The sequence below is a fragment of the Bradyrhizobium sp. in8p8 genome, assembly GCF_000426845.1.
Lineage (GTDB): Bacteria > Pseudomonadota > Alphaproteobacteria > Rhizobiales > Xanthobacteraceae > Bradyrhizobium > Bradyrhizobium japonicum_C.
Genome location: NZ_AUGD01000001.1, coordinates 203,369 through 216,026 on the forward strand (window position 1 = coordinate 203,369; position 12,658 = coordinate 216,026).

Here is a 12,658-nt window from a genome sequence, read left to right on the forward strand (position 1 = left end):
AGGCAAGACACCGGCTGCGAATCACCCTCTAAGCCGAGCTGGAATGGGAATGCCGCCGAGAGCCGATCAACGGCCCTGACTGGAGAGAGCCCGTACATGTCCCAGGCACAGCTTGCAGTAATGGACACCGGATCGAACCGGACGCTCGCCGAGCGACTGATCGACCAGCTCGCCGACCGCATCGGCGGTCTCGGCGTGGAGCTCGCCGACATCGCCGGTAACGTCCAGGAAGTCGCAAACCGCGTCGCGAACCAGTCGGAACGGTTCCATCATCTGCAGAAGACGGCCGAGACGATGGTGTCGGCCAACCATGACATCGCCAATGCCTCGCAGGCGGTGCAGACGACCACGTCCGCCGCGGTCGGCGAGATCGCCCAGTCGCGCAGCGCCGTCGATAACGCGGTCAGCCACATCTCGGAGCTCGTCGCAGCCGTGGAGCGGATCGAGGCGCGCCTGAGCGCCGTCGGCTCGGCGCTGGCACAGGTGGCGAAGGTGTCCGGCTCGATCGAGGCGATCGCCAAGCAGACCAACCTGCTGGCGCTGAACGCCACCATCGAAGCCGCGCGCGCCGGCAATGCCGGCCGCGGCTTCGCGGTGGTCGCGAGCGAAGTGAAGAACCTGGCCGAAGCCACGCGCCAGGCCACGCACCAGATCTCCGACACCGTGCGCGATCTCGACGGCCAGATCGAAGGCCTGATCGGCGAGAGCAGCGACGCCTCGCAGCGCGCCAAGACCGCCGGCGAAGGCGCGCAAGCGATCTCCGGCATCATCTCGCGCGTCCAGCAGGGCTTTGCCTCCGTGGAAGCGGAGATCGACAGCGTCGCGCGCGCGGCAACCTCCAACCTCGGACATTGCGACACCGTCATCAGCGAGCTCAACGAACTCGCCAAGGGCGTCGACCTGTCTTCGCGCGACCTCAAGCACGCCGATGAGCGGGTGGCGAAGCTGCTCGACACGTCCGAGGGCCTGATCGCGCTGATCGCCGACAGCGGCGTGGAGACATCCGACACACCGCTGATCCGCACCGTCGTCGACACCGCGAAGCGGATCTCGACGGAGTTCGAGGCTGCGATCGATCGCGGCGAGATCACGCTCGACCAGCTCATGGACGAGACCTACCGCGAGATTCCCGGCACCGATCCGAAGCAGTACCTGACCAGCTATGTCGAGTTCACCGACCGCGTGCTGCCCGCGATCCAGGATCCGATCCAGAAATCGGATCCGCGCATCGTCTACTGCGTCGCGTGGGCGAGGAGCGGCTATCTGCCGACCCACAATCCGAACTACCGCCTGCCGCAGGGCAAGGACCCGGTCTGGAACAACGCCAATTGCCGCAACCGCCGCCTGTTCACCGACCGCACGGTGAAGAAGGTCGCAGGCAGCACGAAGCCCTTCCTGCTGCAGACCTACCGCCGCGACATGGGCGGCGGGCAGTTCGTGCTGATGAAGGACCTGTCCTCGCCGATCATGATCCGCGGCAGGCACTGGGGCGCCTTCCGGATGGGCTTTCGGCAGGGGTGACCGACCTTTCGGGCTCGCGCGCCGCCCCCGCACAACAAAACGCGAAAACAACCCCATGCACAGTAGCCTTGGGGGGTGGCATCAATGGCCTGCGCCGAGCAATGGCCCGTTTTGACTCGTCGGGCAAAACAGGGGTAGACTGCCAATATTCCGAAATCGCGAGGACGGCGCCTCCCCGCACCTGCCGAGAGCATCGAAGCCGCCTGCACTGGTGCTGCGGCCGATGTTGCCCTAGAAATGCCGCAGCGCGTTCGAGGCGCGAACCCTAACACAATCAACCGGTTTTCGATGTCCCTTCCACCCGCCCAAATCGGCGCGCCGCTCTCCGAGATCGATACACCGGCGCTGATCATCGACCTCGACGCCTTCGAGCGCAACCTCGAGACGATGGCGGCGGCGGTCGGCAAGCTCGGCGTCCGGTTGCGGCCGCATGCGAAGACCCACAAGTCGCCGATCATCGCGGCCAAGCAGATCGCGCGCGGCGCGGTCGGCATGTGCTGCCAGAAGGTCGCCGAGGCCGAGGTCCTGGTTGCGGGCGGGGTGAGCGACGTGCTTGTCAGCAACGAGGTGGTAGGCCTGCGGAAGCTGGAACGGCTCGCTGCGCTGGCGCGCCACGCGCGCATCAGCGTGTGCGTCGACGATTCCATCATGGTCGAGCAACTGGCGCTCGCCGCGGAGCGGGCCGGCGTGCAGATCGAAGTCCTGGTCGAGATCGACGTCGGCGCCGGTCGCTGCGGCGTCAGGCCGGGCCCGGCCGCGGTTGGCCTGGCGCGGCAGGTGGCGGTCTCACGCTTCCTGTCGTTCGGCGGCTTGCAGGCCTATCACGGCGCCGCCCAGCATCTGCGCACGCCGGATGAGCGGCGCGCGGCCATCACCGGTGCCGCGAACGCGACCAGCGAGACACTGCGCGCCCTCAAGGACGCGGGCTTTCAATGCCGGACGATCGGAGGCGCGGGCACCGGGACGTTCGAGATCGAAGGCGCGAGCGGCATCTGGAACGAATTGCAAGCGGGCTCCTATATTTTCATGGACGCCGACTACGCCAAGAACGTCGCCGACGGCGCGCGCAACGCCAGCCCGTTCGAGCACGCGCTGTTCGTAGTCGCGACCGTGATGAGCACCGCCTCCGGCGAACGCGCGGTCATCGATGCCGGCCACAAGGCCCTGTCGAACGACAGCGGATTTCCGGTCGTGCTCGGCCGGCCCGACCTGCGCTATCATCGGCCCTCGGACGAGCATGGCGTGCTCGACTTCGGCAGCGCATCGTCACGGCTCGCGCTTGGCGACAAGGTGACGCTGATCCCGGGCCATTGCGACCCGACCGTCAATCTCTACGACTGGTATGTCGGCGTGCGCGGCTTCCATACGCCGAATGCCCGCGTGGAGGCACTTTGGCCGGTCGCGGCGCGCGGCGCGGTCACCTGAGATTGATGCGTGATGGCGCGTCGATCTCCACCGTCGTCGCGGACAAACGAAGTGCAGATCCGAGACCCATATGCCACAGCATTGGTTGGGCGAGACGCGGAGTGACAAGCTTTGCGAAGCAACTACGTGCTTGGGGTTGTGAGTTCTGGCCCTTCGTTCGCAATTGCGGGCCAAGGCGTACACTCACAATTCGGGGCTGCCCGTTTCCAAGAGACGAGCAGACGTGGACTGCCCGGCTGGGAACGTCTGCAAATGACCCGAAGCGGCCCACATCGCATTCCGCGAGCCTTGATCAATCAGCGCAGGTCGGATTAACGGTTGCAGCAGTGAACAGCATTGTGCCTGATCAGTCATTCGCGCCGATATCCGTGAAAAGGAAGCCCGCCGGCGTCTTAGTGAAGACGAAGATGAGCTGGCCGCAGAAGACTGAGTAATAGTCATTGTTCTGTTGATCGCGATCGTAGAAGGCCTTGCCGCGCTGGATACACGCGCGATTCTTCGCCGTGAACGAAGTCGGATAGATCTTGGTACGGAATTGCGCGGCGTCGCGAATTGCGTTGTCATTCATGAAGGGCAATTGCGTCATACCGGCAACGGCGGCGGAGTCGTTTGCGCTCAGCGCCGCGCGAAACTTCTCCATGAAGCCATCGAATTCCTTCTGTAAGGCAGGAGAAGCGACGGGGCCCTTCGGCGTCGCGGCGATGGCCGGCGCAAGGTTCACGATGGCGATTGCAAGCATAATTCTCAGCAAAAGGCGCACGGGCAGGCTCCGTTAGTCTACCAATCAAAGGTGTTCCGCATTCATGGTGTTCTGTCGCGTCCAGCACCTTCTGGTTCACCAGCGCAGGGTTGACCTGCCCCACGCGTGAAGCGACAGCGTTCTCCGAGATCCCCCGCTTATCATGAATGAATGCCGGACAGGCTAAAGAGCCTGGAGCAGATACCAGACGAAGTACGCAGGAAACGAAGCGGCAGAACGCCCCGGGGCCGGCCTGTTACTCGAAACGGTCCGTAAAGAAGTGAGGCCGTCTCAGTTGGTAGTCGTTTTCGTTTTCAGTCCCATTGACTTCCGCTGCTGGCCCGATTGCGAAGTTCGGGCGGCGCCCACAATTGTCGGCTCATCGAGGTAGACCGGAAGCAACCGGCCGATCTTCCAAGCGGCCCTCGTTGTGCATCGGCGTGGGCTCTCAACCATGATCGGCGCGGGGTCCCACCACTCCATTTCATTAAATTCAATGGTCTGAAGGGCACATGGCGGCGCCAATTAGGCGTCACTATTCGATCAGCATTCGCAAGCCTCGCGCAGCGCCTTGTTGCGCCTGGCCCCGGTAAGATTTCCAGCACTATTCTTCCCAGCGGTCTTCCCATTGCGGAGCACCGTCATCGAGTGTCGCGTCGATGTCAGTGCCATCCGGGACGTCCACCTTGAGATCGTGCTTGGCTATCCTCGGCCTGTTGCTCATGATGTCGGCGCACTTCATCATCTGCCCCTTCCAGGACGCGCCGGCGAGCCGCCGATGAAAGCAACGAGTTGGAGGCTGGCGCGCTTTGGCAACTGGATGAGCGTCCGCCAGAATCCTCACCGGGTCGTGGGAACACAGTGAATGATCCGACACCACCTCAAATCGCGTCGCCCGCCGGCCAGTCGGTGATGCCGTTCTTGATCGTCCATCCGAGATTGTCGATCGCCGCTCGCATGGCGTTGAGCTGGGCGTCGTTGCGGGTGTTGGCGAGGATCGCCCAGCAGAAGCCGTCGGAGGTCCGGACCAGTTCGCTGATGGTGCCGGCGAAGTCGCCGAGATGCCACCAGTTGCCCGCGCTGTTCACGGCCCAGCCCTTGGCGTAGTTGGCGGCTCCGCCGCCTGCAGCCGGCGCCGTGGTGGCGGTCGCCATGGTGGCGACGGTCGTAGATTGGAGCAGGTCCGGCCTCGACGGGAAGCCGTCGAACCGGAGCGCGATGCGCAAGAGGTCGGTCGGGTTGGCGATCCAGCCGCCATGGGCATCCATGCGAGCGACGGGCAGGGCGTAGGGGTTAAACGTTCCCTGCTGGGTGTAGGTGACCTCGTTCGAACGGCGCTGAGCCAGGGTGTCTCCGGCGATGTGCATGTCCGTCACGCCGCAGGGCGCGAGCACCCGCTGTCGCACGAAGTCGGCGTAGCTCAACCCGGACACCTGCTCCAGCACGCGGCCGAGCACGCAATAGCCGAAGTTCAGATAGTCAAAGATCGCACCCGGGTTGTTTGCAAGCGTGAGGCCAACCATCTGGCCGATCAGATCCGCGTGTGTGGCGCTGGGCTGGCCGAACATCGGGTCCTGCGCGCCGCTCCAGCCGCTGGTGTGCTCAAGCAGATGCTGCACTGTGATTTGCGTGACCCGCTGATCCGGATAGGGCAGTGTCCCGAACTGCGTGCCGAGGATGCCGCCCTGCCCGAAGACCCGATCGGTGAGCGCCAGCAATCCGGCTTCGATCGCCCGGAAGACCGCCATCGAGGTGATCGGTTTTGACACGCTAGCGATACGAAAGAGGTGGCTTGGCAGGACCGGCGTTCCGGCGCTATCCGCGTTGCCAAAGGCGCGTGCGGACATCAGCGCGCCGTTGCGGGTCATCGCGATCGAGACACCGGGCACGTTGTGAGCGGTCATGAAGTTCTGCACCGCCTGGCGGATCGTCGTCTCATCGCGATCCGACAGGAAGGGCTTGTGCCAGATCGAGGCGTAGTGAACCGTGCCGCCCTCGGGATACCCGTTTACCTTGACCAGCCGATAGCCGCGATTCACCAGGGCGTTGAATTCCGTCTGATGTTGCGCGGCGTCGATCCCGTGCCGGGCCTGCCAGGTCAGGTCCGGTCCGCGGCTCCAGAGTGCCGCGTAGCGGGTTTGCCCGCCGTCCAGGTAGCCGCTCACCCGGTGCAGGATGAAGCCGTGGGTGGCCCAATGATTGAACTGCTGCTGGTATTCTCCGGCCGTCATGCCGTGGCGTGCCACCCATTCCGGCGTCGTTGTCCGCTCCCATATGGAGGCGAAGCGCACTTGGCCGGCTTCGGTGTAGCCACACAGGTCCACCGGGCGGAAGCCTTCGTTCGGAAGCGTGTCCACCTGGTTCTGCCATTGTGCCGGGGTCAGGCCATGCCGCGCCCTCACTTCCGGCGATGGGATGGCCTGCCAGATGGAGCTGAAGCGTATCCCGCCTGCCGTGTCATGACCGCTCACTGCGATCGGGCGGAATCCCTGGGCGGGCAGGGTCGTGAACAGCTGCTGGTGCGCGGCTGCGTTGATGCCGTGGCGTACCTGGGTTGCGGGTCCCGGTGATTGCTCCCAGACGCCGGAGAACCGTTCGACGCCGTTGGCGCTGCCGCCATTTACGTCGATGGGACGAAAGCCCTGGTTCTTCAGAAGATCGAATGCGCCTTGATAATCAGCGCCCGAGAGGTTGTGACGGGCCTGCCATGCGGGGACCATGTGCGCCTCTTGCTTGCCGATGTTGCGACTGATGCTTCAACAGACAGAGCGACATCTGGCTCAGCGCCTCGTTCGCTCTTCGTGAATGACGTGCAATACGGTCCAAGAGTATGGGCTTTCGGAGAGCGGCGGTGTGAGCTCGCTCACGTTCTGCAAAAAATGGCGGCGTCATGAGAGTCGCATGGGGCTGTGTTTCGGCGCAGGGTCTCGACCATGATCGGCGTACGGGTCCCGCCGTACAATTCAATGAAGTCAACGTCCTGAAGGGGTTCGACGCCGCCGATGGGGGTCAATGTTCATTGAGCATTCACATCTTCGAAGACCGCGCACAAAAGTGCGGTGGTCGCCGTGTCGAACATCAGATGCCCCCAACAAGGGAAAGTAGGATCTTAGCCGAATTTTCCCGGTTTTGGATTCAGGCATGTTAATCCGGAAATGCGGATCTGAGGCAGCAACGGATTTGAACATTCCGAGACGCAGGGCAGTCAGCTTCGGCTTCCAGACTTATTGCGGACGTCCCGCCAACTGCATGTGAAGACCGCTAGTGACCCATTTGTATGGACCGGCTGCGTTTCGCAATAGAGATCGTGCGTAGGTTTCGGAAGTCGCTGATATGTATCCGGCCTGTCTGATCGGCTCGCGGGCCGTGGCCTTGATGGGAATACGCACGCATCGTTGGTTGGCAAGCAACCATTTGGGTCACCAGACTCTGGATGCGTTCATCGATCCGTTCCATGCATTTTCTCTGTCGCGAACTCGAGGTAGAATTCAGATTGCGATCACTTCGTAATGGGTTGCGTCGAAGGTCTTCTCGTTGCGCAAGATGCTCCATGCTATCCGCGCCAGCTTGTTGGCCAGGGCCGTTGCCAGCTTGTTGCGGTGTAGCCGTGGAGCTGCGTTCTGCAGCCATGCTCCGAAGCTGAAGCGATCCCAATTGTGCGGGCGCATCAGGATGACGTTCGCAGCCTGGATGAACAGGGTCCTGAGATACTTGCTCCCGCGCTTGGAGATGCGTCCCAGAATAGATCGGCCACCCGTGCTGTACTGACGTGGCACGAGGCCAAGCCATGCACCAAAGTCTCGTCCGCGCTCGAATGCCTCACCGGTGCCGATGGCCGCCACGACGGCGGTCGAGATCAGCGGACCGATGCCGGGGACGCTCATGAGGCGCTGACAGTTGGCTTCCTTCTCGCCGATCTGATCGATCTCGCCGGCGAGGGTCGCGATCCGCTCATCGAGATGTATCCAGTCTTCGTAGAGACCCACGATGAGATCGCGCATTCGCGGCGATATTTCGTCCTGCCGGTTCTCCAGGATCGCCAGGAGCGAGTTTCGCAGAGCCATCGCCCCAGTCCTGACCGCGATGCCTTGCTCGATCAGAAAGGCACGGATCTGGTTGATGGTCGCCGTTCGCCGCGAGACCAGGCGGGAGCGACCCCGATGCAAAGCCTGGAGGTCGAGCTGATCCTGTGTCTTCTCGCGCACGACGCGCAGGTTCGGCCGCAGGGCGGCCTCTGCAATGGCCTCGGCGTCGTTGTAGTCGTTCTTCTGTCCCTTCACGAACGGCTTTACATAGATCGCAGGGATGATCCTGGGCTGATGGCCAAGTTGCCGCAGAGCACGGCTGACAAAGTGCGCGCTGAGACAAGCCTCCATGCCGACGATGCTGGGAGGCAGTCTCTTGAAGACCTCAAGTAGCGCCAGTCTCTTGATCTTGCGACGGAAAGCGATCTTGCCGTCAGTGCCGAAACCGACGACATGGAAGACTTCCTTGCCGATGTCGATGCCGATCGAGGCCAAAGGTGTGGTGGTCATGGGCTGCTTCTCCGGATGCTGTAGGGTAGTCTTTACAGACTATCCCCGCGGGGGAAGCAGCCGGTCCATCCCATTAGCGGACGTTTATGATACGATGGGGTTGCGACGGCTTGCCAAGACAATGGTTGCAGCAAGAATGTCCAAGACTGCAGCAATAATCAGCGCGGGGGCGTAGCTGCCAAAGGCGTCGTGCAATATGCCGTAAAGACTCGGGCCCAAGGCCGCAATCAACTGTATAGCGCACGACGCGACGCCAAAAACCAAACCGAAGGATTTAGCTCCAAACTCCCGCCTGACAATAATGGGCGACAATGTGGTCACATTGCCCACGGTCAAGCCGAAGATGATGTTGGCACCAATTAGGACCGGCAGAATCGGGAAAGTCGCCATTGCCGCAAACGATGCTGCTGCAACGATGAGGGCAACCGCCGCGGTTACCCTCGCATCAATATCATCAGCAAATCGCGCGAGCACGACACGTCCTGCAAGAGCAGCGAAAGCCGTGGCCGAAACGACTAAGGAGATGCTGAAGTGTTCGAGGGATTGAGCTAGTAAAGCAATCTGATGCGTTAGAAAGCCGATCTGCACCATCATCCCGATTCCGAACGTTGCCATTACGCTAAGAAGCGTTGGTGCTCGAAGTGCAGAGGGCAACGTCCAACTTTGTCTATCGAAGGCTGGCGCGTGCGCTCTCACGGGCAATCCATCCGGCAAGAGCCCTAGATCTTGGGGGCGACTGCGCAACACGAAGATGGCCAGCGCAAGTATGACAACCGACGCGCAACAGCCCGCCGCTAGGGTCGTTGCTGCAAAGCCAACCCGCGATATGGCGAACAGAAGGACTGGTGCGCCGAGGATGCCTCCGGCACTGGCTCCGAGCGACGCGATGGATACTGCCCGCCCTTGGTACCGATCAAACCACGGTGCGAGCGTTGTTGCGACGGCGGTGATCGAAAGGCCGGCCCATCCGATGCCCATCAAAAGAAAGGCGAGATAGGCTTCCCAAGGTTTCGTTACTCGACCAATCAAAGTTACTCCGCAAGATAACGCGACGCCACTGACTGCGATGATTGGGCGCGGACCGACGTTTCTGATTCCAGAGCCGACCGGTATCAATAGCAACGCGCTAACGACATAGAACACCGTAACGGCGCCCGAGACCACTCCGGTTGTCCAACCGTTTGCTGTCACAACCTGATGAAGATAGACACCCGCTCCAAACAAGCCGAGTGCATTCCCCATGAGTGAGCACAGCATGCAAGCGGCGACCATCCGCCAACCATAGAAGACTTGCATTGAGGTGTTCCAAGACGAAGATGCTGCCGCCGGAAGCTACTACATTGTAAGCATGTGATGTTTCCACCTCTGCCGAAGTGTGACCGAAGTCCGACTAGCGTCCGCTCCTGGCCCAAAGCGGATGCCCCTGGTTGCCCGCCCATGTCCTTCGTTTGGGGCAGAGCTGATACAGTCGTCCGGTGGCGCGATCTGTGAGCACGTGCTCCAGGCCGGGACGACACCGAGGATGTTGCGACGTTCTTCAGCTCAACCAGAATTTCGGCGTTGCCGGCTCCAGCCTTCCACCCATGCGCACGGGTGCAATCTTGAGCGCGAGTCCCGTGGCGTCGTCCGTTTCCACGGCGACGCCGCTGAGCGTCGCGGCGCCCGCTGCGGGCTCGAACCTTGCCGACGGAATCCCGGACGTGAACCGGCGCAGCGGCTCTTCCTTCTGCATGCCGATGATCGAATCGTAATCGCCGGTCATGCCGGCATCGGTCATGTAGGCAGTGCCGCCTGCGAGGATCTGGTGGTCGGCCGTCGGCACATGGGTGTGCGTGCCGACGACGAGGCTGGCGCGGCCGTCGCAGAAGAAGCCGATGCCCTGTTTCTCGCTGCTCGCCTCGCAATGGAAATCGACGACGATGGCGTCCGCAGCGACACCGAGCGGGCAGGCGCCGAGCTCGCGTTCGAGCGCCGCGAAAGGATCGTCGAACGGGGGCATGAAGACGCGGCCCAGCGCGTTGACGACGAGCGCGTGCTTGCCGTTCTTGGTCTCGACCAGCGCGGCGCCGCGGCCGGGCGTGCCGCGCGGATAGTTCGCCGGACGCACAAGGCGGTCGGCGCGCTCGATGAAGACGAGTGCCTCGCGCTGGTCCCAGGAGTGGTTGCCGAGCGTCACCGCATCGGCGCCGGCCTCGAGGAATTCCTGGTAGATCGCCTCCGTGATGCCGAAGCCGCCGGCGGAATTCTCGCCGTTGACGACGACGAGATCGAGCGACCAGTCCTTGACCATGCCGGGCAGATATTCGGCGACGGCCTCGCGGCCGCTGCGGCCGACGACATCACCCACGAAGAGAATGCGCAACGTCAGAACTCCGGAAATCGAACACGTCTGATTCCGTTAGCACATAATCCAGCGCCACGTCGTGCGATAGTGCCGGAACAGCTTCGATCTCCTGCGCCGCAAAAGCCAGCCCGATGCCGATGATGTGCTTGGCTTTGCGCAAATGCGCGAAGGTGACATCGTAATGTCCCGCACCGTAACCGATGCGATGGCCCAGGCGGTCGAAGGCCGCGAGGGGCGTCAGCATGATGTCGGGAATGACTTCCGCAGCCGCGGGGGACGGCTCGGGAATGCCGAGCGGGCCGAGCATCAGGCGATCGCTCGGATGGAAGATGCGGAAGATCAGCGACTGACCGCGCGCGGTGACGCAAGGCAGCGCCAGTTTCGCGCCTTGCTCCGCGAGCTTCTTCAAGAGCGGCATCGGATCGATCTCACTGCGGATCGGCGAATAGCCGGAGACGATGCTGCCGGGCAAGAGCTCGAACGGCAGCCCGCGCTTGGCGAGCTTCGCAGCGGCGGCGGCGCGCTTCTTCTCGCTCAACGCGTCGCGCCTGGCGAGGGCTTTGGCACGGAGTTCGGCTTTGGAAGCGGACATGCGCTTTGGTCCCCACGTCATCACCCGCCTTGTACGCAATTGCGCACTGGAGCGGTGATCCAGTATCCCAGAGGCGGTGGTGAATCACACGAAGGCCGCGGCGTACTGGATGCCCCGGTCCCACGTGCGCAATTGCGCACTCGGGGGGCATGACACCAACTGAACTTGCCGCAGTCTTTTCGACAGACACGAACCAGAAGCAGACAGTGCGAAGCCGCGTACGCCGTTGAAGCACTCGATCCCGGAGTTCCCTACGAAAGTAGGTGGGCACCATATGTCCGGGCCCACGGGCCCGGCCAGGGACAGTTCCCTAAAGGATCGATAAGGCCCCGGGGATATATGGCTCCTGACGCACGTCGCAGCCTCGCCTGCGCAATGTAACAACGATAGTGAGGAAGTGCCAGTGGCGGCGGGTGCTGGTGCCCACCTCTCCCCAGCGGGGAGAGGTGGACACCGTCCCCGGCGGCAACGGATCGTTCCGATGACTCTCACCCGATCGCGATGCCGCCTCCGACGGTGCGGTTCAGGACCTGGGTCGACTTCTCGATGCGCTCGGCGGCTGCGTTCAGCGCGTTGACCACGGCGGTCTGGGTCATCCTGGCGCGTTCGACGGCGGCGTTGCGGAAGTCCCTGAGCTCGGTCAGCTCCTGCTCGAGGGTGCGGACGCGGTTGCTGGTGTCGATCAATTCGTCGCACACGGTGAGCGCCGCCATCACGGTGAGGCGCGCATCGCCGATCTCGCCGAATTTTCCGCGCAGCGACTGGATGCGCGTCTCCAGGGTTTCGGCGAGCTTGAGCAGCCGCACCTCCTGACCCTCCTCGCAGGCCATGCGGTACTGCCGGCCGTTGATGGTGACGTTGATGTGGCTCATCCGTCCTCTCCGGTATCGAGCACCGAGCGTATCGTGACGATTGCGGAATCCAGCCGGTCGGAAATCTCGCGATTGGTGCGCTCGAGCTTGCGCGCTTTCACCAGCGCGCCGTCGAGCTCGTCGGCAAGCCGCGAGCGATCCGCGCCGAGCGCCTGGATCCGCGCAGCAAGCTCGTTCTCGTCGCGATCGGCATCGCGCCGCCGCTCCACTGCGCTTTCGAGTGCATCAAGCGCAGCCGTGAGCCTGCGCGTCGCGATCTCGATCTCGACGGCAGAGGACTCCGTCATGGCAGAGCTGTTGGACACGCGATCGTTCATGCGGTCAGCGGCGGAACCTGTGGTCTATCCCCGGTGGCTTGCCGTCCGGCAAAAGACTCGGTTCGGCAAGCGGTTAGAAGCAGAAATTTACGTGGCAAGCTAGCCCAGCGCAACGCCGCCGCAAAACTATGCACCGATCAATCGGGATGGGATCGCGTTCCGATCCCTCCATTCCCGGCAGGTACGCGCTGCCGGAAAACCGGTCTCCACACAGGCAACTTTTACGGCGAAACCGGCGTTTGATTGCCTTGGACTCCCGGAACCGAGGTGCTATCCCAGCCCCGACCTTCAGTGGCCGCCAGGCTCCTCCCGC

The 12,658-nt window shown here is 62.8% G+C and carries 11 protein-coding genes and 1 other RNA gene; 2 read left to right on the forward strand and 10 right to left on the reverse strand.

Features of this window, described 5'->3' with window-relative positions; translation table 11 throughout:
- The first annotated feature begins 96 nt into the window (after positions 1-96).
- A complete protein-coding gene (locus K408_RS0100995; RefSeq protein ID WP_024337576.1) occupies positions 97-1,521 on the forward strand; it encodes a methyl-accepting chemotaxis protein in 1,425 nt (474 codons plus the stop codon).
- 288 nt (positions 1,522-1,809) lie between these two features.
- The gene (locus K408_RS0101000) at positions 1,810-2,946 is read left to right on the forward strand and encodes a DSD1 family PLP-dependent enzyme (protein WP_024337575.1); all 1,137 of its coding nucleotides are present in this window, start codon (positions 1,810-1,812) and stop codon (positions 2,944-2,946) included.
- 346 nt (positions 2,947-3,292) lie between these two features.
- Here the strand turns inward: K408_RS0101000 and K408_RS0101005 are convergent, their stop codons facing one another.
- The 10 genes from K408_RS0101005 to K408_RS0101045 form a co-directional block, all read right to left on the reverse strand.
- Positions 3,293-3,706 (reverse strand): hypothetical protein, encoded by a 414-nt coding sequence (locus tag K408_RS0101005; protein WP_024337574.1) that lies wholly within the window; start codon positions 3,704-3,706, stop codon positions 3,293-3,295.
- A gap of 583 nt (positions 3,707-4,289) precedes the next feature.
- Positions 4,290-4,430 (reverse strand): hypothetical protein, encoded by a 141-nt coding sequence (locus K408_RS41825; RefSeq protein WP_155248258.1) that lies wholly within the window; start codon positions 4,428-4,430, stop codon positions 4,290-4,292.
- 136 nt (positions 4,431-4,566) lie between these two features.
- The gene (locus K408_RS0101015; RefSeq protein ID WP_024337573.1) at positions 4,567-6,405 is read right to left on the reverse strand and encodes a serine hydrolase; all 1,839 of its coding nucleotides are present in this window, start codon (positions 6,403-6,405) and stop codon (positions 4,567-4,569) included.
- A gap of 768 nt (positions 6,406-7,173) precedes the next feature.
- Positions 7,174-8,220: an IS110 family RNA-guided transposase gene (locus tag K408_RS0101020; RefSeq protein ID WP_024337572.1), complete on the reverse strand. Its 1,047-nt coding sequence runs from the start codon at positions 8,218-8,220 to the stop codon at positions 7,174-7,176.
- 84 nt (positions 8,221-8,304) lie between these two features.
- Positions 8,305-9,516, reverse strand: a complete 1,212-nt coding sequence (locus tag K408_RS40855) for an MFS transporter (RefSeq protein WP_080654824.1) — start codon at positions 9,514-9,516, stop codon at positions 8,305-8,307.
- 241 nt (positions 9,517-9,757) lie between these two features.
- The gene (locus tag K408_RS0101030) at positions 9,758-10,582 is read right to left on the reverse strand and encodes a TIGR00282 family metallophosphoesterase (RefSeq protein WP_024337570.1); all 825 of its coding nucleotides are present in this window, start codon (positions 10,580-10,582) and stop codon (positions 9,758-9,760) included.
- Positions 10,560-11,156 (reverse strand): 5-formyltetrahydrofolate cyclo-ligase, encoded by a 597-nt coding sequence (locus K408_RS0101035; RefSeq protein WP_024337569.1) that lies wholly within the window; start codon positions 11,154-11,156, stop codon positions 10,560-10,562. Before K408_RS0101035 ends, K408_RS0101030 begins: the two co-directional genes overlap by 23 nt.
- 207 nt (positions 11,157-11,363) lie before the next feature.
- Positions 11,364-11,524, reverse strand: a non-coding RNA gene (gene ssrS / locus K408_RS40690) — 6S RNA.
- Between the two features lie 120 nt (positions 11,525-11,644).
- Positions 11,645-12,028 carry a cell division protein ZapA gene (locus K408_RS0101040; RefSeq protein ID WP_024337568.1) on the reverse strand — a complete coding sequence of 128 codons (384 nt, stop codon included), beginning with the start codon at positions 12,026-12,028 and terminating at the stop codon, positions 11,645-11,647.
- A complete protein-coding gene (locus K408_RS0101045; protein WP_014439722.1) occupies positions 12,025-12,345 on the reverse strand; it encodes a DUF4164 domain-containing protein in 321 nt (106 codons plus the stop codon). Before K408_RS0101045 ends, K408_RS0101040 begins: the two co-directional genes overlap by 4 nt.
- Between the last annotated feature and the right edge of the window lie 313 nt (positions 12,346-12,658).